The following is a 22213-nucleotide window of genomic DNA, read 5'->3' on the forward strand; positions in this document are numbered from 1 at the left end:
CTGAACATTACGCCTTCTGCTGTGTTCTGAAACCGGGTTCGAGAGCGCCGTTTCGATCAGTTTTCCATGAGCACACCCGCGGAGCCCGCCACCGTACGCGCCCGGGCAGGAGCCGCCAGGACCTTCTGAGTGACCATCAGGACCAGCAGGGCCAGGCCCCCGCCCACACTCGCCACCCCGAAGCTCGCCGCCGTACCGCCCAGTTCCACGGCCGGCCCCGCCACCGCCGTACCGATCGCCGCGCCCACCCCGAAAAAGGTCACCAGCCAGGAGAACGCCTCCGTGACCGTACCCACCGGAGCATGCCGGTCCACCACGATGAACGCACAGGCGATGGCCGGCGCCAGGAACACCCCCGCCAGCGCGGCGAGAGCCGTCATCGCCACCGGACCCGGCGTCAGCATCAGCGGCAGATAACACACGGCCAGCAGCGCCACCAGCGCCCGCAGCCGCCGCTCCGGCGCCCCCGCCCACTCCCGCGCCCCGTAGGCCACCCCGCCGATCAGCGCGCCCAGCCCCAGCGCCGCCATCAGCCACCCGTACACGGCCTCGTTCCCGTGATCGTCCGCATAGGCCACACCCGCGACGGTGATCGACCCCAGCGCCGTCCCCACGAAGAAGAACGCACCCAGCAGCGCCAGCAGCCCGCCCGAGCGCAGCGCCCCCAGCCAGTGCGCCTCACGCGGCTCCGACCGCCAGGTGCGGGAGGGCTCCGACACCACCACGGAGAGCGCCCCGAGCACGCCCACCGCATTGAGCACCAGCAGCGCCACACCCGCGTCCCACACCGCCACGCACAGCGTCACCAGCAGCGGTCCGACCGTGAACATGACCTCCTGGGCCACCGCATCCATGGCGTACGCCTTGTGCACCTGCTCCTCCCGGCCGCCCAGCACCTTCGGCCACAGCGCCCGCAGCCCGCCCTCCAGCGGCGGCGTGAAGAGACCGGCGACCACCACCGCGGCATACGCCGCGACCGGCGCACCCGTACCCGCGGCCACCAGCCACACCATGCCGAGCGCGGACAGCAGCGCCGCCGGCAACTGGACCCGGGGCTGCCCGAAGAGGTCCACGGCCCGGCCCAGCAGCGGCTGGCCCACGGCGTTCGCCACGCCGTACACAGCCGCGAGGGCGCCCGCCAGGCTGTAGCTGCCACCCTCCGCCCGGGTGAACAGCACGATCGCGATCGGCGCCGTGCCATTGGGCAGCCGGCCCACGAGAGTGCCTATGAGCAGCCTCGCCGCGTGCCGGGTTCTGAGCAGTTCCGCGTATCCAGCGGCCATGGAACGCCCCTTTCCGCCATTTCGCCCCGGAGCCTACTACCGAGGTAATACGTATAACGTGACGGGTCATACGTACCATGGCCACAATCCCCGGGTCCACCCCGAGAACCCCGACCCACCCGCGACCTCGCACAACAGGAGCCGCATGTGACGAGACCCACCAGCCGGGACGTCGCCCGCCGGGCCGGCGTCTCCCAGGCCACCGTCTCCCTCGTCCTCGGCGACAAATGGCGCGGCCGGGTCTCCGAACGCACCGCCGAACAGGTCCGCCACGCCGCCACCGAACTCGGCTACCGCCCCAACCTCGCCGCCCGCAGCCTCCGCCTCGGCTCCACCCGCACCGCCCTCCTCGTCGTCCCCGCCCTCACCAACGAATTCTTCGCCCGCGTCTACACCGGCGCCGCCCAGATCGCCGCCGAACACGGCTTCAGCGTGGTCCTCTACCTCTCCCCCGACGGCACCGGCCCCGCCCGCAACCCCTTCGCCTCCGCCAGCGCCGCCCTCGACGGAGTCATCGCCTCCTCCATGGCCGCCGACGCCCTCGCAGCCATCAGCGGAGCCGGCACCGAACTCCCCCTCGTCATGCTCGACAGCGACCCCACCACCGGCGGAGCCGCCGCCTTCGTCAACCTCGCCCTCGCCGACGGCACCCGCCAAGCCACCGAACACCTCCTCGGCCTCGGCCACCGCAGCTTCCTGCACCTCGCCTCAGCAGTGGACTCCTGGACCTTCGACGTCCGCGCCAGAGCCCTCACCGAGGCGCTCGGCCCTCACACCCGGCTGCGCACCGTCCGCTCCGCACTCGACGTCCCCGCCGCCACCGCCGCCATGGAAACCGCCCTCTCCGGCCCCGGCCCCCACCCCACCGCCGTGATCTGCGACGACGACATCCTCGCCGTCGGCGCCTGCAAAGCCGCCCGCCGACTCGGCCTGCGCATCCCCGAAGACCTCTCCGTCACCGGCTTCGACGACCTCGCCCTCGCCACCGCCGTCGAACCCGAACTCACCACCGTCTCCCTGCCCGCCGAACACGTCGGCCGACAGGGCATGAGCGCCCTCCTCGCCGTCCTCGACGGCCAGACCTGGACCGCCCCCGACATCCCCGTCCACCTCGTCGTCCGCGGCTCCACCGCCCCGCCACCGACCCCCTGAACACAACAGCGCCCCGGCCCGCCGAACGGCGGACCAGGGCGCTGTCATACGACCTGCTACTCGGAATCCTCGGGCGCCTCGTCGTTCGAGACGGCATCCGCCTGCGCAGCCGGCGTCACCTCCGGCTCCAGCAGCCGCGCCAGCTGCCGGCCCCGGATCCGCTTGAACTTCCGCTGCTGGGTCCGCGTACGGTCCAGCACCGCAACCTCCAGCCGCTCCGCCGGAATCTCCCGGTCGGCACCATTGGCCTGGCTGGACAGCGCCTGCACCGCCAGCTTCAGCGCCTCGGGCAGGGACATCCCGTCCTGATGGCGCTGGTCCAGGTAACTGCTGATCTGCTCGGCATTGCCGCCGACCGCCACCGAACCGTGCTCGTCCACGATCGAGCCGTCATGCGGCAACCGGTAGATCTGGTCCCCGGCGGCCGTGGCCCCGACCTCCGCCACCACCAGCTCCACCTCGTACGGCTTCTCCCCGGCCGAGGAGAAGATCGTGCCGAGCGTCTGGGCATAGACGTTGGCCAGCCCACGGGCCGTCACATCGTCCCGGTCATAGGTGTACCCGCGCAGATCGGCATAGCGCACACCGCCGATCCGCAGGTTCTCGTACTCGTTGTACTTGCCGGCCGCGGCGAAGCCGATCCGGTCATAGATCTCGCTGAACTTGTGCAGCGCACGGGACGGGTTCTCACCGACGAACACGATGCCGTCGGCGTACTGGAGCACAACCAGGCTGCGACCGCGCGCAATGCCCTTCCGGGCGTACTCGGCCCGGTCGGCCATGGCCTGCTGAGGTGAGACGTAGAACGGAGTCGACACCGGCTATCCGCCCCTTTCTTCTTCTGGGCTGACGACAACTTACGCTTACAGAAGGGCGGCACGCGGGCCGTCGGGCTGCTCCATCCGCCGTTCCGTGACCGAACGCGCCAGCGCCGAGGACTCCTCTTCGGAGAGCCTGCGGAAGCCCTCGTCGGTGATGACGGTGATGATGGGGAAGATCCGCCGGTACAGGTCCGGCCCACCGGTCGCCGAGTCGTCGTCGGCGGCATCGTAGAGGGCCTGCACGACCAGGGTGGTCGCCTGCTGCTCCGTCAGATCGCTGCGGTACAGCTTCTTCATGGAACCCCGGGCGAAGATCGACCCGGAGCCGGTGGCGGCGAACCCGTGCTCCTCGGAGCGACCGCCGGTCACGTCGTAGGAGAAGATCCGGCCCTTCTCCTTGCCCTCGTCCCAGCCGGCGAACAGCGGGACGACGGCGAGACCCTGCATGGCCATGCCGAGGTTGCTGCGGATCATGGTGGACAGGCGGTTGGCCTTGCCCTCCAGGGAGAGCGTCGCGCCCTCCACCTTCTCGAAGTGCTCCAGCTCCAGCTGGAACAGCTTGACCATCTCGACGGCGAGACCGGCAGTGCCGGCGATCCCGACGGCCGAGTACTCATCGGCCGGGAACACCTTCTCGATGTCCCGCTGCGCGATCATGTTCCCCATGGTCGCCCGCCGGTCACCGGCGAGCACGACCCCGCCGGGGAAGGTGGCGGCCACGATGGTCGTCCCGTGCGGCGCCTCGACGATCCCTTCCGGCAGCTGACGGTTGCCGGGCAGCATCTCGGGCGAGTGCGCACCCAGGAAGTCCATGAAGGATGAAGAGCCCGGCGTCAGGAAGGCAGCCGGCAGACGCCCCGCATTACGTGTGTTGGCTTCCACGCGATCCCTCCAGGTATTGGATGGCCCGACGAATACGGTCGGGGCTCTCCTTCAATAGGCCAAGGCCCGTGTTGCAGTTGAGGCAAAGTACGCCTCGGACCCTACCCGTCTTGTGGCAGTGATCCACATGCGCGGCCGGCGCTCGAAGGCAGATGATGCAGAGACCACCCTGGGCACGGACCATTGCGTCCCGCTCGGCCTCCGTAATGCCGTACTTGCGCTTCAGGTGCCCTTCACGATCCCTGGGCTTTCGACACGCCTTGCAACGCGAGGACAGCCCGTCGGGAGCGCTCTTCCTCCGATACCACTCGCCGTGAGGCTTGACCTCACCGCAGGTCCGGCACAGCTTGTGCCCCGTGGGCACCTCGACCTTCTCCCGGACCTGCTTGCCCTCTGCCGCCCGGCGAGCTCGGTAGCGCTGCGCACAGTACTCGGACACGCACTGACGACAACGCGTCTGGAGCCCGTCGGGGCGGCTCCGATCCGCCGCAAAGGAAGCAGGGTCAAGCACCTTGAAGCAGCATCGACACTGCCTCCCGTTCGGCGAATCGGACATTTACCTCATTGCCCACCTTTCTGCACAAATGAGCGCACGAAGTCCTCTGCGTTCTCCTCGAGTACATCGTCAATCTCGTCAAGAACTGAGTCGACGTCGTCCGACAGCTTTTCCTGTCGTTCCTTGAGGTCGGAGCTCGCCTCGGCAGCCGTCTCCTCGACCTCCTCGGTCGAGCGCGTTGCCTTCTGCTGTCCGCCGCCGGTGTCCTTGGTCGCCATGTCTACCTCACCCCGCTCGGTTCGCACGCTCACGATGAGAGACCCCGGATCGGGATCTCTCAAGATCAGACCTTATGTCGGACCCTACAAGGAGGGTCCGACATTCGTCCCCGCACTTTCATAACGTCCGGGTTCCTTCATGATTCCCGGCCGCGCGGCCTTTCAGCCGCGATCAGCCCCCGGAAAGAACCCGGACCAGGTCCTCCGCCGTACGGCAGCGGTCCAGGAGCTCCTTCACGTGGTTCCGGGTACCCCGCAGGGGTTCCAGGGTCGGAACCCGCTGGAGCGAATCGCGGCCCGGGAGGTCGAAGATCACCGAGTCCCAGGAGGCCGCGGCCACATCGTCCGCGTACTGCTCCAGGCACCGGCCCCGGAAATACGCCCGGGTGTCCTCCGGAGGCTTGCTCTGGGCCCGCTGCACCGCCGGCTCGTCCAGCAGCCGCTTCATCTTGCCGCGGGCGGCCAGACGGTTGTAGAGGCCCTTGTCCTGGCGTACGTCGGAGTACTGGAGGTCGACCAGGTGCAGCCGGGCCGCGTCCCAGCCCAGGCTGTCGCGACGCCGGTAGCCCTCGAGGATCTCCCGCTTGGCGATCCAGTCCAGCTCGCCCGCCAGGCTCATCGGGTCGCTCTCCAGCCGACCCAGCACGTCCTCCCAGCGCGAGAGGACGTCCTTGGTCTGTTCGTCCGCGTCCGCGCCGAACCGCTCCTCCACGTACTTCCGCGCCAGCTCGAAGTACTCCATCTGGAGTTGTACGGCGGTCAGCGTGCGCCCGCTGCGCAGCGTGATCAGGTGCTGGAGGTCCGGGTCGTGGGAGACCTGGTGCAGGGTGCGCACCGGCTGGTCCACGGCCAGGTCCACGTTGATGAAGCCGTCCTCGATCATGGACAGCACCAGGGCCGTGGTGCCGAGCTTCAGGTAGGTCGAGATCTCGGAGAGGTTCGCATCGCCGATGATCACGTGCAGTCTGCGGTACTTCTCCGCGTCCGAGTGGGGCTCGTCGCGGGTGTTGATGATGGGCCGCTTGAGGGTGGTCTCGAGGCCGACCTCGACCTCGAAGTAGTCCGCGCGCTGGCTGATCTGGAAGCCGTGCTCGCGGCCGTCCTGGCCGATGCCGACGCGGCCGGCGCCGGTCACCACCTGGCGGCTGACGAAGAACGGGGTGAGGTGCCGCACGATGTCCGAGAAGGGGGTCTCCCGCTTCATCAGGTAGTTCTCGTGCGTGCCGTAGGAGGCGCCCTTGTTGTCGGTGTTGTTCTTGTAGAGGTGGATCGGCTGGGCGCCGGGCAGCTGGGCCGCCCGTTCGGCCGCCTCGGCCATGATCCGCTCGCCGGCCTTGTCCCAGAGGACGGCGTCGCGCGGGTTGGTGATCTCGGGCGAGCTGTACTCGGGGTGGGCGTGGTCGACGTAGAGCCGGGCGCCGTTGGTGAGGATGACATTGGCCAGGCCGATGTCCTCGTCGGTCAGCTGGCTGCTGTCGGCGGCCTCGCGGGCGAGGTCGAAGCCGCGGGCGTCCCGCAGCGGGTTCTCCTCCTCGAAGTCCCAGCGGGCGCGTCGCGCCCGGTGCATCGCCGCCGCGTACGCATTGACGATCTGGGACGAGGTGAGCATGGCATTGGCGTTCGGGTGACCGGGGACGGAGATCCCGTACTCCGTCTCGATCCCCATTACGCGCCGTACGGTCATGCGGCCCTCCTTGCCCGGCGGCGCTCCCGACCGGGAGCGGTACGGAAGAGCCTAGAGCGGCTCCGCGCTGGTGGGGAGATCATTTCTGTCATTGAATTGTGGTCCGGGCGGCTGAAAAGCAGGCGGCTGCGGTCGCCCTTTTCAGGGCCTCCGCAGCCGCCCCGCTCCGGTCGGTCAGAGGTACTGACCGGTGTTGGCCACCGTGTCGATGGAGCGTCCGGTGTCCGCGCCCTGCTTTCCGGTGACAAGGGTGCGGATGAAGACGATCCGCTCGCCCTTCTTTCCGGAGATCCGGGCCCAGTCGTCGGGGTTGGTGGTGTTCGGCAGGTCCTCGTTCTCCTTGAACTCGTCCACGCAGGCCTGGAGGAGGTGGGAGACGCGGAGGCCCTTCTGGTTGTGCTCGAGGAAGGCCTTGATGGCCATCTTCTTTGCACGGTCGACGATGTTCTGGATCATGGCGCCGGAGTTGAAGTCCTTGAAGTAGAGGACTTCCTTGTCGCCATTGGCGTACGTGACCTCGAGGAAGCGGTTCTCCTCGGTTTCCGCGTACATCTGCTCCACAACGGTCTGGATCATGCTGTGGACCGCGACCTCGGCGGATCCCTGGTGCTCGGAGAGGTCCTCCGTGTGCAGGGGCAGCGAGGCCTTGAGGTACTTGGCGAAGATGTCCCGGGCCGCCTCGGCGTCCGGGCGCTCGATCTTGATCTTCACGTCGAGCCGGCCGGGGCGCAGGATGGCCGGGTCGATCATGTCTTCGCGGTTGGAGGCGCCGATGACGATGACGTTCTCCAGGCCTTCCACGCCGTCGATCTCGGCGAGCAGCTGGGGGACGATGGTGTTCTCCACGTCCGAGCTGACGCCGGATCCGCGGGTGCGGAAGAGGGATTCCATCTCGTCGAAGAAGACGATGACGGGGGTGCCTTCGCTCGCCTTTTCGCGGGCACGCTGGAAGACGAGGCGGATGTGCCGCTCGGTCTCGCCGACGTACTTGTTGAGGAGCTCGGGTCCCTTGATGTTGAGGAAGTAGGACTTCCCGGCGGCTTGTCCGGTCACCTCGGCGACCTTCTTGGCAAGGGAGTTGGCCACCGCCTTGGCGATGAGCGTCTTGCCGCATCCGGGGGGGCCGTAGAGCAGGATGCCCTTGGGCGGCCGGAGTTCGTGCTCCTTGAAGAGGTCGGGGTAGAGGTACGGGAGCTCGACGGCGTCGCGGATCAGCTCGATCTGGTCGCCCAGGCCGCCGATCTTGTCGTAGTCGATGTCGGGGACCTCTTCGAGGACGAGGTCCTCGACTTCGCTCTTCGGGACGACCTCGTAGACGTAGCCGGAGCGGGGTTCGAGCAGGAGGGCGTCGCCGGGGCGGATGGTGATGTCCAGGAGCGGCTCGGCGAGCCTCACCACCCTTTCCTCGTCGGTGTGCCCGACCACCAGGGCGCGCTCGCCGTCCTCGAGGATTTCCTTGAGGGTGACGATGTCCCCGGCCCGCTCGAATTCCATGGCTTCGACCACGTTGAGCGCTTCGTTGAGCATGACCTCCTGGCCGCGCCGGAGGTCTTCCGGTTCGACGCTGGGGCTGACGTTCACGCGGAGCTTTCGGCCGCCGGTGAAGATGTCGACGGTGCCGTCTTCGTTCGCCTGAAGGAAGACACCGAAGCCGGCCGGCGGCTGGGCGAGCCGGTCGACTTCCTCCTTGAGTGCCACGATCTGGTCGCGGGCTTCACGGAGGGTATTGGCCAGTCGCTCGTTTTGTGCGGAGACGCCGGCCAGGTTTGTCTGGAGCTCGACGATCCGCTCTTCGAGAATCCTCGTGTGTCGCGGAGAGTCGGCGAGCTTACGTCGCAGGACGGCGATTTCCTGCTCGAGATAGGCAACCTGGCCGGCGGGGTCATCGGACCCCCGACCGGGCCGGATGCCGCGGTTGATGTCGTCGTCGTGGGCTGCCACGGTCCTCACCTCCTCCAAGGGGAGCTGGACGCTTCCTGACCCTACCTGGGCTGGTGGTGATTGAAACCCCTAGATCACAAAGACGGTAGGGGCGTGTCCGATCTTCACCCTTGCGTATCCCCTCACGCCAGGTGAATACCCACCCATCAACATCGGAAAGCGGCCAGTTGTAAGGTCGAACTGTTCAACACCCGCGCACAGCACAAGGGGACGGCAGAGGATATGACCGTGCAGCAGGAGGCTCCCGTCGACGGAACCGCAGGATCCGGAGGCGTCGCCGGAGAGCCGCTGGAGGTCTGGATCGACCAGGACCTGTGCACCGGCGACGGCATCTGTGTCCAGTACGCGCCGGAGGTGTTCGAGCTGGACATCGATGGTCTGGCGTATGTGAAGAGCGCGGAGGACGAGCTGCTGCAGGAGCCGGGGGCGACTGCTCCGGTTCCGCTGGTGCTGCTCCAGGACGTGGTGGACTCGGCCAAGGAGTGCCCGGGCGACTGCATTCATGTGCGTCGGGTTTCGGACCGGGTCGAGGTGTTCGGGCCGGACGCCGAGTAGCCGGTCAGGCACTCCGCGCTTCGGTGGTTGTCAGCTGCAAGCTGAATTTTCCGGCGGTCCATGCCCACTTGGCGTGCTCGCGGGTGTCGGGGCAGCAGCGCGGGACCTCGGGGGCGGAGTAGCCGAGGAGGGTCGCAGTGACGGCTCCGTCACGTACCGCGAGCTCGGTGACGTGGCGGCGCCGCTCGGCCGGGAGCAGGGTGGCGACGACCCGGGAGCGGGTGCGGTCGGCGGGGTCGGGGGCGAGGACGTAGAGGGCGTTGGGCGGGGTTCCCAGGCCTGCTTCGCAGCGGACGGCGACCACGGTGTCGGGGTGTCCGTCGCCGTCGAGGTCGCCTTGGGCGGTGCCGGTGATCTGGTGGGGTCCGCCTCGGCAGTCCAGGGGGTACGCGGCGGCCTGGGGGTCGGGTGCGGGGGCCTGGGGGGCGGGTTGGGTGCCGGGGGCCTGGGGGCCGGGTGCGGCGGCGGCCTTGGGGGTGGGGGTGGGGGTGCGGGCGCCGGCTGCGGGGGTGGGCTGGAGGAGTCCGGCTGCGGCGATGATGGCGGCCATGGCGGCGGCGGTGGTGAGCCAGTGCAGGGGCCGGGCGTGGGTGTGCGGGAGGGCGGGCTCGGCGGGGTTGTGCACGGGGGCGTCTCCTGCGCGGGGGATGACGGGGAGCCAGCATCGTGCCATATCGCTGCGCTGGGCGATGGGGGTACCCCCTGCTCGAGCGAAGCCGAGAGCTTGGGGGAGGGTGGGTCCGGGCCCGTGGGTGCCGTGTGCCCACCCGTGCCGCCCTGCGGCACGATTGCCCACACGGCGGGTTCGTGTAACGCGGAGGCGCCGTGCTGCAGTTCCGGGAAATGTCCCGGAACTGCAGCACGGCGCCTTGGGGTTGTGGTGGGGCTAGCCGCGGCTGGAGCTGCTGCCGGGGCCCTCGTAGTCCTCGCCGTAGGCGCCCTTGGCGGGGCGGCGGCGGCGCAGCGGGGGCTCGACGCCGTCCGCGAGGCGGCGGGCGGTGACGAGGAAGCCGGTGTGCCCGATCATGCGGTGGTCGGGGCGGACGGCGAGGCCTTCCACGTGCCAGTTGCGGATCATCGATTCCCAGGGCTGCGGCTCGGCGAAGCAGCCGATCTCGCGGATGGACTCGACGGTCTTGGACAGCTGGGTGGTGGTGGCCACGTAGCAGCAGAGGATGCCGCCGGGGACCAGGGCCTTCTTGACCGCGTCCAGGCATTCCCAGGGGGCGAGCATGTCGAGGATCACGCGGTCGACGTCGGTGTCGGACAGGTTGTCCTGGAGGTCGCCTACGGTCAGCTGCCACGCGGGGTGCGGGCCGCCGAAGTAGCGCTCGACGTTGTCCTTGGCGATCTCGGCGAAGTCTGCGCGTCGCTCGTAGCTGTGGAGCATGCCCTGGTCGCCGATGGCGCGCAGCAGGAAGCTGCTGAGCGAGCCGGAGCCCACGCCTGCTTCCACGACGCGGGCGCCGGGGAAGATGTCGGCGAAGGCGAGGATCTGGCCTGCGTCCTTGGGGTAGACCACGGCGGCGCCGCGGGGCATGGACAGGACGTAGTCGGGGAGCAGGGGTCGCAGCGCAAGGTACGCGACGTTCCCCGTGGTACGGACAACACTGCCCTCGGGAGCGCCGATCAGCTCGTCGTGCGGGAAGGAACCCTTGTGGGTGTGGAAATTCTTCCCGGCTTCGAGCGTGAACGTGTAGTGGCGTCCCTTGGGGTCGGTGAGCTGGACCTGGTCCCCGACCTTGAAGGGCCCGCGTCTGCGGGCGGCACCGGTCGGTTCGGACATGTGAACAGTGTATTGGCTTCAGGAGTGGGGCCGTGCCATGGCCTTGAAGAAGGCCTTTTCGACGTCGAGGGTGGACAGGACGCCGTAGATGGATCCGTCGGGCTGGAGGACGAGGTATTCGGTGGCGGGGGTGGTGCGGAGGTGGTCGAGGAGTTCTTCGCCGGCGAGGTCGGCGGAAACCTTCATGCCCTCGCCGAGGTCCTGGGCGAGGGTGCTGACGGCGACCCAGGGGCGGCGGTGTTCGGGGACGGAGGCGATGGAGGTTTCGCGGACGATGGCGGTGGGGTCGCCGTGGCCGTCGGTGACGACCAGGGCGCGGGCGCCTGCTTCGTTGGCGCGGCGGAGGGCCTCGGAGAGCGGGGTGGCGGCTTCGACGGGGATGGCGCGGCGGGTGAGGGCGCGGGCGCGGAGTTCGGGGAGGTGTTCGCGGAGGCGGGCCATGCGGAGGCTGTTGCCGGCGCCGGTCCACATGATCGCCGCGAGGATGGCGGCGAGGAGGGCGTTCATGACGGTGTCCATGCCGCCGGCCTCGTCGTTGCCGGAGCCGATGACTCCGGTCTCGGTGAGGAGGGGGAGGCCGAGGAGGACGGCGACGGCGATGGCGCGGCCGACCCAGGCGGCGGCGACGGTGCCGGACATGGCGCGGCCGGTGATGCCCCAGATGACGGCGCGGAGCATGCGACCGCCGTCCAGGGGGAGGCCGGGGAGCAGGTTGAAGACGGCGACGATCAGGTTGGCGATCATCAGGCCGGCCAGCAGGACGCCGGGGACGGTGCCGGGGTCGACGGCGTTCATGCCGAGGTAGAAGGCGCCGGCCAGGAGGAGGGAGAGGAGGGGGCCGACGCCGGCGAGGACGAATTCGCGGCCGGGGGTGCCGGCCTCGTCGACGTGGGTGGCGCCGCCGACGAACTGGAGCTGGATGCGGCGGACGGTGAGTTTGAAGCGGAGTCCGGCGACGGCGTGCGCGAGTTCGTGGACGAGTACGGAGGCGTAGAAGGCGATGGCGAAGAAGAGGGCGATGAGGTAGCGGACGGCGCCGAGGTCGGGCAGGACCTGGCCGAGGCGGTCGCCGAAGATCCAGGTGATGAGGGCGGCGACCACGAACCAGCTGGGCGAGACGTAGACGGGTACGCCGAAGGGGCGGCCCATGAGGAGTCCGCCGCCCGGTTCGGAGCGCCGGCCTGGGCGCTCGCCGGTTTCGTCGGTGTCTGCCACGGCCTGTCCTTCGTTCGGTGAGCGTCGGCCGGCGGGGGCCGCTGTGTCTGGTGTGTCCCGGCGGGGTCCCCGCCGTTGCACGGGGTGATGCTCCGATCATGCAGTGCGAGGGGTGCTGCCGTCGATGGTATGCCCGTGCTGTCGGTGGCGGGTCGTAGGGTCTTGGACATGACGACGAGTCCCGGTGCGGTGCCAGGTGCCGCGAATCCCGATGCCGCAGGTGCCGATGGCGCAGGTGCCGATGGCGCGCCGGTCGCTGCCCGGCCCAGTTCGCTGTCCCCGTCGCGGGCGAGCGATTTCATGCAGTGCCCGTTGCTGTACCGGTTCCGGGTGATCGACAAGCTGCCGGAGAAGCCGAGTGCGGCGGCCACGCGGGGGACGCTGGTGCATGCGGTGCTGGAGCGGCTCTTCGATCATCCGGCGGAGGAGCGGACGGCGCCGCGGGCGAAGGCATTGGTTCCGGGGCAGTGGGACCGGCTGCTGGAGTCGCGGCCGGAGCTGTCGGGGCTGTTTCCGGCGGATGACGGGGGTGCGGGGCTGGCGCGGTGGCTGACGGAGGCCGAGGCGCTGGTGGAGCGCTGGTTCTCGTTGGAGGACCCGACTCGGCTGGAGCCGGTGGAGCGGGAGTTCTTCGTGGAGACGGAGCTGGAGTCGGGGCTGCGGCTGCGCGGGATCATCGACCGGGTGGATGTGGCGCCGACGGGTGAGGTGCGGATCGTCGATTACAAGACGGGGAAGGCGCCGCGGCCGGAGTATGCCGAGGGTGCGTTGTTCCAGATGAAATTCTATGCGCTGGTGGTGTGGCGGCTGAAGCAGGTGGTGCCGCGTCGGCTGCAGCTGGTGTATCTGGGCAGCGGGGATGTGTTGACGTACGACCCGGTGATTGCGGATCTGGAGCGGGTGGAGCGGAAGCTGCATGCGCTGTGGGAGGCGATCAAGGAGGCGACGGAGTCGGGTGACTGGCAGCCGCGGCCGACGAAGCTGTGCGGCTGGTGTGATCATCAGGCGGTGTGTCCGGAATTCGGGGGTACTCCCCCGGCCTACCCGTTGGTGATCATCCCCAGGTCCGATGCGGCGGGGGTCGGCCCGGAGGAATCCTGATCGTCCGATGAGGGCAGAATGGGCGGCGTCCGTCGAAGCCGCCGTACGAAATTCCGAGGGAGATCCTGTGGCGATCCGCGTCCTTCTGGTCGACGACCAGCCGCTGCTGCGTACCGGGTTCCGGATGATCCTGGAGGCCGAGCAGGACCTTGCGGTCGTCGGCGAGGCCGGGGACGGTCTGCAGGCGCTGGACCAGGTGCGTGCGCTGCAGCCGGATGTGGTGCTGATGGACATCCGGATGCCGCGGATGGACGGGGTGGAGGCCACCCGGCAGATCACCGGGCCGGGCCGGGACGGTCCGGCGAAGGTGCTGGTGCTGACCACGTTCGATCTGGACGAGTACGTGGTGGAGGCGCTGCGGGCGGGGGCGAGCGGGTTCCTGTTGAAGGATGCGCCGGCCAATGAGCTGGTGCAGGCGATCCGGGTGGTGGCGGGCGGCGAGGCGATGCTCGCGCCGTCGATCACGCGGCGGCTGCTGGACAAGTACGCGGGGCACCTGCCGTCCGGTGAGGAGAGTGTTCCGGACACGCTGGGGACGTTGACCGAGCGTGAGGTCGAGGTGCTGAAGCTGGTGGCCCGGGGTCTGTCGAACGCGGAGATCGCGGCGGATCTGTTCGTGAGCGAGACGACGGTGAAGACGCATGTCGGGCATGTGCTGACGAAGCTGGGGCTGCGGGACCGGGTGCAGGCGGCGGTGTACGCGTACGAGAGCGGGCTGGTCCGGCCGGGCGCGCAGTAGTCGCCCAGCAGGCGCACAGCGGGCGCGCAGTAGCCGAATACGCCGGAGGGGCCGGATCGCGGTGCGATCCGGCCCCTGCTGCGTGTGCGGGCTCAGCCCTTGCTGATCTCCCAGAAGCGGAAGACCGTGGAGGCGTCCAGGGACCACTGGATGCCGGTGACGTTCGGGCGGGCGACCGCGTACTGCTTGCTCTGCCAGAGCGGGAGGATCGGCAGTTCGTCGGCGACGATGTCCTGGAGGCGGGCGTAGTCGGTGGAGGTGGCGGTGCGGTCGGAGACGGCCGAGGTGGCCGGGATGATCCGCTCGCTGATCTCCTTGTTGAGGTAGTTGTTCTTCAGGACGTTGTCCTTGCCGAAGAACGGCTGGGTGAAGTTGTCGGCGTCCGGGTAGTCCGGCACCCAGCCCTTGACGTAGACGCCGTACTTGCCGGCCTCGATGTCCTTCTCGTACTGGCCGAACTCGACGGACTTGACCTCGGCCTGGAACAGCCCGCTGTCGTTGAGCTGCTTGGCGATGACCTGGAACTGCTGGTCGGTGGCCGGGCCGTAGCGGGTCGGGGTGGACCACAGGGTCAGCTTGACCTTGCCCTTGATGCCGCCCTTCTCCAGGACCTCCTTGGCCTTGTCGGGCTGCGGGGAGGAGCCGTACTTGTCGAAGAAGGCGGTGGTGTGGCCGCTGATGCCGGCCGGGACCATCGAGTAGAGCGGGGTGGCGGTGCCCTGGTAGACGGCCTTGGTGAGGGCCTCGCGGTCCAGCAGGTAGGCGATGGCCTTGCGGACGGGGAGCTTGCCCGCTACGGGATCGTTCATGTTGAAGACGAGGTGCTCGACCTCGGCGCCGGTGCCCTGGACCGCGGAGGGCTTGCCGTCGGAGCCGTTGGAGGCGGCGGGCGCCGGGATGTCCTGGGGGGCCAGGCCGCGGAAGGCGAAGTCGACCGAGCCGCCGTCGAGGGCCTTCTTCAGGGCGGCCTGGTCCTCGTTGAAGAACTTGATGGTGACGCCGGTGTTCTTGGGCTTGGCCTGGCCCTTGTAGGAGTCGTTGACGGAGAGGCTCGCGTCCTTCTCGCCGAAGGAGTCCAGCTTGTACACGCCGGAGCCGACGGCCTTGCCGTCGGTGCGGAGCTTGTCGGCCGGGTATTCGCGGTGGTCGACGATGGAGCCCGCACCCGAGGCGATCTTGCTGGGGAAGGTCGCGTCGGAGGTCTTGAGGCGGAAGACGACGGTCTTGTCGTCGGGGGTGTCTATCCCGGCGATGGACGAGAGCATCACGGCCGGGCCGTTCTCGTCGTTGATCTTCAGCGTGCGCTCGAAGGAGTACTTGACGTCCTTGGAGGTGAGGGCGTTGCCGTTGCTGAACTTCAGCCCGTCGCGCAGGGTGCAGGAGAAGCGCTTGCTGTCGCTGCCGTCGAAGCTGCAGGCCTCGGCGGCGTCGGGGGACGGGGTGGTGGAGCCCTTGGGGAAGTGCAGCAGGGACTGGAAGACGTTGTTGAACAGCAGCCAGGAACCCGGGTCGTAGCCCGACGCGGGGTCGGTCGCCTTCACCTCGTCGGACATTCCCATGACCACCGACTTGTTGCCTGCGCCGGTGCTCTCCTGCGCGCCGCAACCGCTGAGCAGCGCCGCTGCGGTGACCGCGCCGAGCGGGGCCACCAACCACTGGTTACGAATCTTCACGGAAATGTCCTTCACAGTGTTGTACGCCTTGTACGCCTTGATCGCCGGCCGCGACGCCCGCTGCCGGTTGCCCGCAGGTCTCAGCCGCTGACGCCGCGGCCGAGTTCCCACAGCTGGAGGTCGGAGATGGAGTTGACGGACCACTCCACTCCGGTGATGCCGTCGCGTGCGGCGACGTACTGCTTGCCCTGCCAGAGCGGCAGGACGGGCACGTCCTCGGCGACGATGTCCTGGATGTCCCCGATGGCGGAGGCGGCGAGGTTCCGGTCGGCCGCGCGCCGGGATTCGGGGATCAGCTTGGTGCGCACCGTGCTGTTCGCGTACGGCGTGCCCAGGAAGTTGTCCTGCTCCAGGAAGGGAGCGAGGAAGTTGTCGGCGTCCGCGTAGTCGGGGAACCAGCCGAGCCCGTAGGCGGCGTAGTCGCCCTTCTTCTGGGCCGGCCGGAAGTCGGCCCAGTCGGTGCCCTGGACGGTCACGTCGAACAGCTTGGTGGCGTTGAGCTGGGCCTTGATGGCCTCGAACTCGGCGGCCGTGCCGTCGCCGTAGTGGTCCTTGGTGTAGTTGAGGGTGAGCTTGACCGGGGTCTTGATGTTGGCCTGGCGCAGCAGGTTCGCGGCGGCCTGCGGGTCCGAGTCGCCGTACTTGTTGTAGAACGAGTTGACGTGCCCGGAGACGCTGCTGGGGACGAGCGAGTACAGGGGCTGGGCGCTCTTGCCGTAGACCGCGCCGATGAGCTTGCCGCGGTCGATGGAGGCGGCCAGCGCCTGGCGGACGGCCTTGTCCTTGACCACGGGGGCTTCGGTGTTGAAGCCGATGTAGCGGATCTCCAGGCCGGGCAGCGGGACCAGCTTGACGCCCTTGGGCGGGGTGGTCGAGAACTGCTGGATCTGGGCGGGCGACAGGGTGCGGGAGACCATGTGGATGTTCCCGTCGGTGAGCGCCTTGCCCATGGACTCGGAGTCCTCGAACATGCGCAGTTCGACCTTGTCGTTCTGCGGCTTGAGGTCGCCCTGGTAGCGGGTGTTGCGGCTGAAGACGGCCCGGACCAGCTGGTTGTCCTTGACTTCGGCCTTCATGGTGTACGGGCCGGAGCCGTCGACCTCGAAGCCCTCGCGGAGCTTCCGGGCGTCGTAGGTCTTGCTGTTGACGATGCCGGTGGCGGGGGTGGCGAGCTTGTGCGGGAAGGTCGCGTCGGGGGTCTTGAGGTGGAAGACCACCGTGTCCTCGCCCTTGGTCTCGACCTTGTCGAGGGTGGAGAGGAGGCTCGCGGGGCCGTTCTCGTCCTTGATGGCGAGGACCCGGTCGATGGAGAACTTGACGTCCTTGGCGCCGAGCGGGTCGCCGTTGGCGAAGGTCATGTCGGGCCGCAGGGTGCAGCGGTAGGTCTGGTTGCCGGTGTCGGTGAACCGGCAGTCGGAGGCGGCCTCGGGGACGGGCTGGCCGCCGCCGCGGGGGGTGTGCATCAGGGTCTGGACGGTCTGGCGGAGCACGTTCCAGGCGCCGGCGTCGTAGGCGTAGGCCGGGTCGAAGGGTGCGGGGGCGAATTCTGCGGCCTCGAACCGGTCGGTGGTTCCGACGACGATCGCTCCTGAGCCTGCTCCTCCGCCGCCGGCGCTGCCGCATGCGGTCAGCACGGGGGTGAGCAGACCGGCCGCGGCCGTCAGCACCATGGTCTTGCGGTTCATCCTGGAAGTTCTCCCTCAACCGGCACTTGCTCACAGCGGTACAGAGGGCGTGTCGCGGCGGTCGCCCGTTCTGGGCGGAACGATCGGGCCGGTGTAAAGACGATCGGTCCAGGCGGTCCCGGCACGTGGGTGTGTGTCCGGGGCGGCTGAGGTGCGGCGAGGTGCCCGCGACGACATTAGTGGCCTGGGACGGGATGGCTGGAACTGGCCGGACTTGGGGTGTAATCGCACCGTGATGGGAGGGAACTGCCTGGTCACCCCCAGGCCCCCGCAGATTCGGTCAGGGGCTGATCAATCCGGACACAAGGGAAGCATCGAGGGGGTCGGGAGGCGTCCCGGGGCACCTGCACGGGTGACCAAGCTCACCCCGGACAACTCGCCGGGCAAGGATGGAATTTCGGCCTCCGGTCCTCTGTACGAGAGATCCTTCCGCGAGACCGGGGGTGGGGCGGTGTTCCGTTCGGCTACGGCCTGGTACGCAGCGTGCGCGGTCAGTTCATCCGGGTGATGAGGGAGCGGAGGAACGGAAGGTCCACGTCCTCCAGCGAGCCGACGACGGTCCGGCCGGGGGCGGGGGCGATCAGGCCCACCGAGGGAACGGCCACGACGGGGCAGCCGGCGGCCTCGGCGGCGGCGACTCCGGTGGCGGTGTCCTCGACCACGGCGCAGCGCGAGGGGTGGGCTCCCAGTGCCTGGGCGGCGAACAGGTACGGGTCGGGGTGCGGCTTGGTGCGGGGCACCTCGTCGCCGGCGACGGTCAGGGCGAACCGGTCGGGGCCGAGGGACTGCAGGATGCGGTCGATGACCCGGCGGTGGGAGGCCGAGACCAGGGCGGTGGGTACGTTGTTCCGGGCCAGCTCGGACAGCAGCCGCTCGGCGCCGGGCATCAGCGGCACCTGGTCGGCGATCCGCGCCTCGAAGCGCTCGTTGAGCAGCACGCTCAGCTCGCCGACGGAGATGTCCGCTCCGGTGGAGTCGATGAGGAAGCGGGCGCTGCGGGTCATCGGGCCGCCGACCACGATGGACCGCCAGGACTCGTTGAGCCGGTGACCGAGCTCGCCGAAGACCGCCACCTCGGCGTCCCACCAGAAGTCCTCGGTGTCGACGAGGGTGCCGTCCATGTCCAGCAGCACCGCCTGGAGGGCCGAGCCGTCTGCCGTCCGGGCGACGGCGGCGGAAACGGTGCTGGTCATGCGCTACGACCTCTCGGAAGGGACGAGAAGGCCGGTCACCTCTCTCCCCTGGGCGTGCCCGGGAAAGACAGGCGACCGGCCTGTATGGGACCGACAAGTGTACGTCGATCCGTCTCAGCGTGCGTTGAAATACTTCGCTTCGGGGTGGTGGATCACGATCGCGTCGGTCGACTGCTCGGGGTGGAGCTGGAACTCCTCCGAGAGGTGGACCCCGATCCGCTCCGGCTGGAGCAGGTCGGCGATCTTGGCGCGGTCCTCCAGGTCGGGGCAGGCCCCGTAGCCCAGGGAGAACCGGGCGCCCCGGTACTTGAGCGCGAACATGTCCTCGACGTCGGCGGGGTCCTCGCCGGCGAAGCCGAGCTCGGAGCGGACCCGGGCGTGCCAGTACTCGGCCATGGCCTCGGCGAGCTGGACGGAGAGGCCGTGCAGCTCCATGTACTCGCGGTAGGCGTTGTCGGCGAAGAGCCGGGCGGTGGCCTCGCCGATCTTCGAGCCGACGGTGACCACCTGGAGGCCGACGACGTCGGTCTCGCCGGACTCCTCCGGGCGGAAGAAGTCCGCGAGGCAGAGGCGGCGCCCGCGGCGCTGGCGCGGGAAGGTGAACCGGGTGCGCTCGTTGCCCTGCTCGTCGAGGATGATCAGGTCCTCGCCCTTGGAGACGCAGGGGAAGTAGCCGTAGACCACGGCCGCTTCCAGCAGGTTCTCGGTGTGCAGCTTCTCCAGCAGGCCGCGCAGCCGGGGCCGGCCCTCGGTCTCCACGAGCTCCTCGTACGTGGCACCGCCGGCGCGGGCCTGCTTGAGGCCCCACTGGCCCTTGAACAGGGCGCCCTCGTCCAGCCAGGAGGCGTAGTCCTTCAGCGGGATGCCCTTGACCACGCGGGTGCCCCAGAACGGCGGGGTGGGGACCGGGTTGTCGACGGCCACGTCGGAACGGCCGCCCGGCTCCGGCTCCGCCACCTCCAGGACCGGCACGTCGCGCTTGGCGACCCGGCGCTGCTTGAGCTCGGGCAGGGCGGCGCCGGGGACTCCGCGCTTGACGGCGATCAGGGCGTCCATCAGGCGCAGGCCCTCGAAGGCGTCGCGGGCGTAGCGGACCTCGCCCTCGTAGATCTCGTGGAGGTCCTGTTCGACGTAGGCGCGGGTGAGGGCGGCACCGCCGAGGATGACCGGGTAGTCGGCGGCCATCTTGCGCTGGTTCAGCTCCTCCAGGTTCTCCTTCATGATCACGGTGGACTTCACCAGCAGGCCGGACATGCCGATGACATCGGCCTTGTGCTCCTCGGCGGCTTCCAGGATCGCGGAGACGGGCTGCTTGATGCCCAGGTTGACCACGTTGTAGCCGTTGTTGGAGAGGATGATGTCCACGAGGTTCTTGCCGATGTCGTGGACGTCGCCGCGGACGGTGGCGAGCACGATGGTGCCCTTGCCTTCCGCGTCGGACTTCTCCATGTGCGGCTCGAGGTAGGCCACGGCGGTCTTCATGACCTCCGCGGACTGGAGCACGAACGGCAGCTGCATCTGGCCGGAGCCGAAGAGCTCGCCGACCACCTTCATGCCTTCGAGCAGGGTGTCGTTGACGATGTCGAGGGCGGGGCGGGTCTGGAGGGCCTCGTCGAGGTCGGCCTCCAGGCCGTTCTTCTCGCCGTCGATGATGCGGCGCTGGAGGCGCTCGTCCAGCGGCAGGGCGAGGAGTTCCTCGGCGCGGCCGGCCTTCAGCGACTTGGTGTTGACGCCCTCGAAGAGCGCCATCAGCTTCTGCAGGGGGTCGTAGCCCTCGGCTCGCCGGTCGTAGATCAGGTCGAGGGCGGTGGTGACCTGCTCCTCGTCGAACCGGGCGATCGGCAGGATCTTGGAGGCGTGCACGATCGCCGAGTCCAGGCCGGCCTTGACGCACTCGTCGAGGAAGACGGAGTTCAGCAGGACGCGGGCGGCCGGGTTGAGGCCGAAGGAGATGTTGGACAGGCCGAGGGTGGTCTGGACGTCCGGGTGGCGGCGCTTGAGCTCGCGGATCGCCTCGATCGTCGCGATGCCGTCCTTGCGGGACTCCTCCTGGCCGGTGCAGATGGTGAAGGTGAGGGTGTCGATGAGGATGTCCGACTCGAGGATGCCCCAGTTCCCGGTCAGGTCGTCGATCAGTCGTTCGGCAATGGCGACCTTGTGCTCGACGGTGCGGGCCTGGCCGTCCTCGTCGATGGTGAGGGCGATCAGCGCGGCGCCGTGTTCCTGGGCCAGTCGGGTGACCTGGGCGAACCGGGACTCGGGGCCGTCGCCGTCCTCGTAGTTGACCGAGTTGATGACCGCACGGCCGCCGAGCTTCTCCAGGCCGGCCCGGATGACGCCGACCTCGGTGGAGTCCAGCACGATCGGCAGGGTGGAGGCGGTCGCGAAGCGGCCGGCCAGCTCCTCCATGTCGGCGACGCCGTCGCGGCCGACGTAGTCCACGCACAGGTCCAGCATGTGCGCGCCCTCGCGGATCTGGTCGCGGGCCATCTCCACGCAGTCGTCCCAGCGGGCCTCCAGCATGGCCTCGCGGAACTTCTTCGACCCGTTGGCGTTCGTCCGCTCGCCGATCGCCATGTACGAGGTGTCCTGGCGGAACGGGACGGTCTGGTAGAGGGAGGAGGCGCCCGGCTCGGGGCGCGGCTCGCGGGCCACCGGGGCGAGCTCGTGGACCCGCTCGGCGACCTGGCGCAGGTGCTCGGGGGTGGTGCCGCAGCATCCGCCGACCAGCGACAGGCCGTACTCGCGGACGAAGGTCTCCTGGGCGTCGGCGAGCTCGCTCGCGGAGAGCGGGTAGTGCGCGCCGTCCTTGCCGAGGACGGGCAGGCCGGCGTTGGGCATGCAGGAGAGCGGGATGCGGGCGTGCCGGGCGAGGTAGCGCAGGTGCTCGCTCATCTCGGCCGGGCCGGTGGCGCAGTTCAGGCCGATCATGTCGATGCCGAGCGGTTCCAGCGAGGTGAGGGCCGCGCCGATCTCGGAGCCGAGCAGCATGGTGCCGGTGGTCTCGACGGTCACCGAGCAGATCAGCGGGACGTTCACGCCGAGGGCCTCCATGGCGCGGCGGGCGCCGATGATGGAGGACTTGGTCTGCAGCAGGTCCTGGGTGGTCTCCACCAGGAGGGCGTCAGCGCCGCCGCTGATCAGGCCTTCGGCGTTGATCTGGTAGGCGTCGCGGATGGTGCCGTACGAGATGTGGCCGAGGGTGGGCAGCTTGGTGCCGGGGCCCATGGAGCCGAGAACCCAGCGCTGGCGGCCGGTTTCGGCGGTGAACCGGTCGGCGACCTCGCGGGCGATGCGTGCGCCCGCCTCCGACAGCTCGAAGTTGCGTTCGATGATCTCGTACTCGGCCAGTGCCGCGTAGTTGGTGCCGAAGGTGTTGGTCTCGACGCAGTCGACGCCGACGCCGAAGTACGCCTCGTGGACCGAGCGCACGATGTCCGGGCGGGTGACGTTGAGGATCTCGTTGCAGCCTTCGAGCTGCTGGAAGTCGTCGAGCGTCGGGTCCTGCGCCTGGAGCATGGTCCCCATGGCCCCGTCGGCCACGACCACACGGGTGGCGAGCGCCTCTCGGAGGGCGTCGGCCCGGGTCTGGGTGTCGGCGGGCGGGTTCGGCAGCGAGGCCATGGTGTAGCTCCCTGGGATGCGACGGCTGTCGGCTTTGCGTCTTCGTTCTCATCGAAGGCGCACGCGGTCAGGGTAACCGCGCCGGGCACGGCCCGGTTAGGGCGT

General features: G+C 69.0%; 17 protein-coding genes and 1 pseudogene. 4 read left to right on the forward strand and 14 right to left on the reverse strand.

Features of this window, described 5'->3' with window-relative positions; genetic code table 11:
* Positions 1-7: 7 nt before the first annotated feature.
* A pseudogene (locus tag ABT123_RS23285) lies at positions 8-1283 on the reverse strand (MFS transporter).
* Positions 1284-1430: 147 nt separating this feature from the next.
* On the opposite strand from ABT123_RS23285, the gene ABT123_RS23290 reads away from it, so the two are divergent.
* Entirely contained in the window at positions 1431-2435 is a 1005-nt protein-coding gene (locus ABT123_RS23290; protein WP_351317844.1) for a LacI family DNA-binding transcriptional regulator, read from the forward strand.
* Between the two features lie 56 nt (positions 2436-2491).
* Here ABT123_RS23290 and prcA read toward each other — a convergent pair whose 3' ends face one another.
* From prcA to arc, 6 genes are all read right to left on the reverse strand, one after another.
* Entirely contained in the window at positions 2492-3253 is a 762-nt protein-coding gene (gene prcA, locus ABT123_RS23295) for a proteasome subunit alpha (RefSeq protein ID WP_351317846.1), read from the reverse strand.
* Between the two features lie 45 nt (positions 3254-3298).
* Complete coding sequence (gene prcB / locus ABT123_RS23300; protein WP_351317848.1) at positions 3299-4138, reverse strand: proteasome subunit beta; 840 nt, start codon at positions 4136-4138, stop codon at positions 3299-3301.
* Positions 4119-4694, reverse strand: a complete 576-nt coding sequence (locus ABT123_RS23305) for an endonuclease VII domain-containing protein (protein WP_351317850.1) — start codon at positions 4692-4694, stop codon at positions 4119-4121. The genes prcB and ABT123_RS23305 overlap by 20 nt, the downstream gene beginning before the upstream one ends.
* Before the next feature lie 5 nt (positions 4695-4699).
* Entirely contained in the window at positions 4700-4912 is a 213-nt protein-coding gene (locus ABT123_RS23310; RefSeq protein ID WP_351317852.1) for a ubiquitin-like protein Pup, read from the reverse strand.
* A gap of 172 nt (positions 4913-5084) precedes the next feature.
* Positions 5085-6596 carry a depupylase/deamidase Dop gene (dop, locus tag ABT123_RS23315; protein WP_351317854.1) on the reverse strand — a complete coding sequence of 504 codons (1512 nt, stop codon included), beginning with the start codon at positions 6594-6596 and terminating at the stop codon, positions 5085-5087.
* Positions 6597-6770: 174 nt separating this feature from the next.
* Complete coding sequence (arc, locus tag ABT123_RS23320; protein ID WP_351317856.1) at positions 6771-8537, reverse strand: proteasome ATPase; 1767 nt, start codon at positions 8535-8537, stop codon at positions 6771-6773.
* Between the two features lie 222 nt (positions 8538-8759).
* On the opposite strand from arc, the gene ABT123_RS23325 reads away from it, so the two are divergent.
* Entirely contained in the window at positions 8760-9092 is a 333-nt protein-coding gene (locus ABT123_RS23325; protein ID WP_351317858.1) for a ferredoxin, read from the forward strand.
* Between the two features lie 4 nt (positions 9093-9096).
* Here ABT123_RS23325 and ABT123_RS23330 read toward each other — a convergent pair whose 3' ends face one another.
* The 3 genes from ABT123_RS23330 to ABT123_RS23340 all read right to left on the reverse strand — a co-directional run bounded on the left by ABT123_RS23330 (position 9097) and on the right by ABT123_RS23340 (position 12093).
* The gene (locus ABT123_RS23330) at positions 9097-9717 is read right to left on the reverse strand and encodes a hypothetical protein (protein WP_351317860.1); all 621 of its coding nucleotides are present in this window, start codon (positions 9715-9717) and stop codon (positions 9097-9099) included.
* 261 nt (positions 9718-9978) lie between these two features.
* On the reverse strand, positions 9979-10878 hold the full coding sequence (locus ABT123_RS23335) for a tRNA (adenine-N1)-methyltransferase (protein WP_351317862.1): 900 nt from the start codon (positions 10876-10878) through the stop codon (positions 9979-9981).
* A gap of 18 nt (positions 10879-10896) precedes the next feature.
* Positions 10897-12093 (reverse strand): site-2 protease family protein, encoded by a 1197-nt coding sequence (locus tag ABT123_RS23340; protein ID WP_502971026.1) that lies wholly within the window; start codon positions 12091-12093, stop codon positions 10897-10899.
* A 168-nt stretch (positions 12094-12261) separates the two neighbouring features.
* Here ABT123_RS23340 and ABT123_RS23345 point away from each other — a divergent pair, with 168 nt between their 5' ends.
* Positions 12262-13194, forward strand: a complete 933-nt coding sequence (locus tag ABT123_RS23345) for a RecB family exonuclease (RefSeq protein WP_351317864.1) — start codon at positions 12262-12264, stop codon at positions 13192-13194.
* Positions 13195-13261: 67 nt separating this feature from the next.
* The gene (locus tag ABT123_RS23350; protein WP_351317866.1) at positions 13262-13933 is read left to right on the forward strand and encodes a response regulator; all 672 of its coding nucleotides are present in this window, start codon (positions 13262-13264) and stop codon (positions 13931-13933) included.
* A gap of 92 nt (positions 13934-14025) precedes the next feature.
* On the opposite strand, the gene ABT123_RS23355 is transcribed toward ABT123_RS23350, so the two are convergent.
* The 4 genes from ABT123_RS23355 to metH all read right to left on the reverse strand — a co-directional run bounded on the left by ABT123_RS23355 (position 14026) and on the right by metH (position 22108).
* Positions 14026-15606, reverse strand: coding sequence for an ABC transporter substrate-binding protein (locus tag ABT123_RS23355; RefSeq protein WP_351317868.1), 1581 nt, complete (start codon positions 15604-15606; stop codon positions 14026-14028).
* An 80-nt stretch (positions 15607-15686) separates the two neighbouring features.
* Positions 15687-17291 (reverse strand): ABC transporter substrate-binding protein, encoded by a 1605-nt coding sequence (locus ABT123_RS23360; RefSeq protein ID WP_351317870.1) that lies wholly within the window; start codon positions 17289-17291, stop codon positions 15687-15689.
* Between the two features lie 491 nt (positions 17292-17782).
* Positions 17783-18484 carry an HAD family hydrolase gene (locus ABT123_RS23365; protein ID WP_351317872.1) on the reverse strand — a complete coding sequence of 234 codons (702 nt, stop codon included), beginning with the start codon at positions 18482-18484 and terminating at the stop codon, positions 17783-17785.
* Positions 18485-18598: 114 nt separating this feature from the next.
* The gene (gene metH, locus ABT123_RS23370; protein ID WP_351317874.1) at positions 18599-22108 is read right to left on the reverse strand and encodes a methionine synthase; all 3510 of its coding nucleotides are present in this window, start codon (positions 22106-22108) and stop codon (positions 18599-18601) included.
* Positions 22109-22213: the final 105 nt, after the last annotated feature.

This window comes from Streptomyces sp. NPDC002054 (assembly GCF_040296685.1).
In the GTDB taxonomy this organism is placed as follows: domain Bacteria; phylum Actinomycetota; class Actinomycetes; order Streptomycetales; family Streptomycetaceae; genus Streptomyces.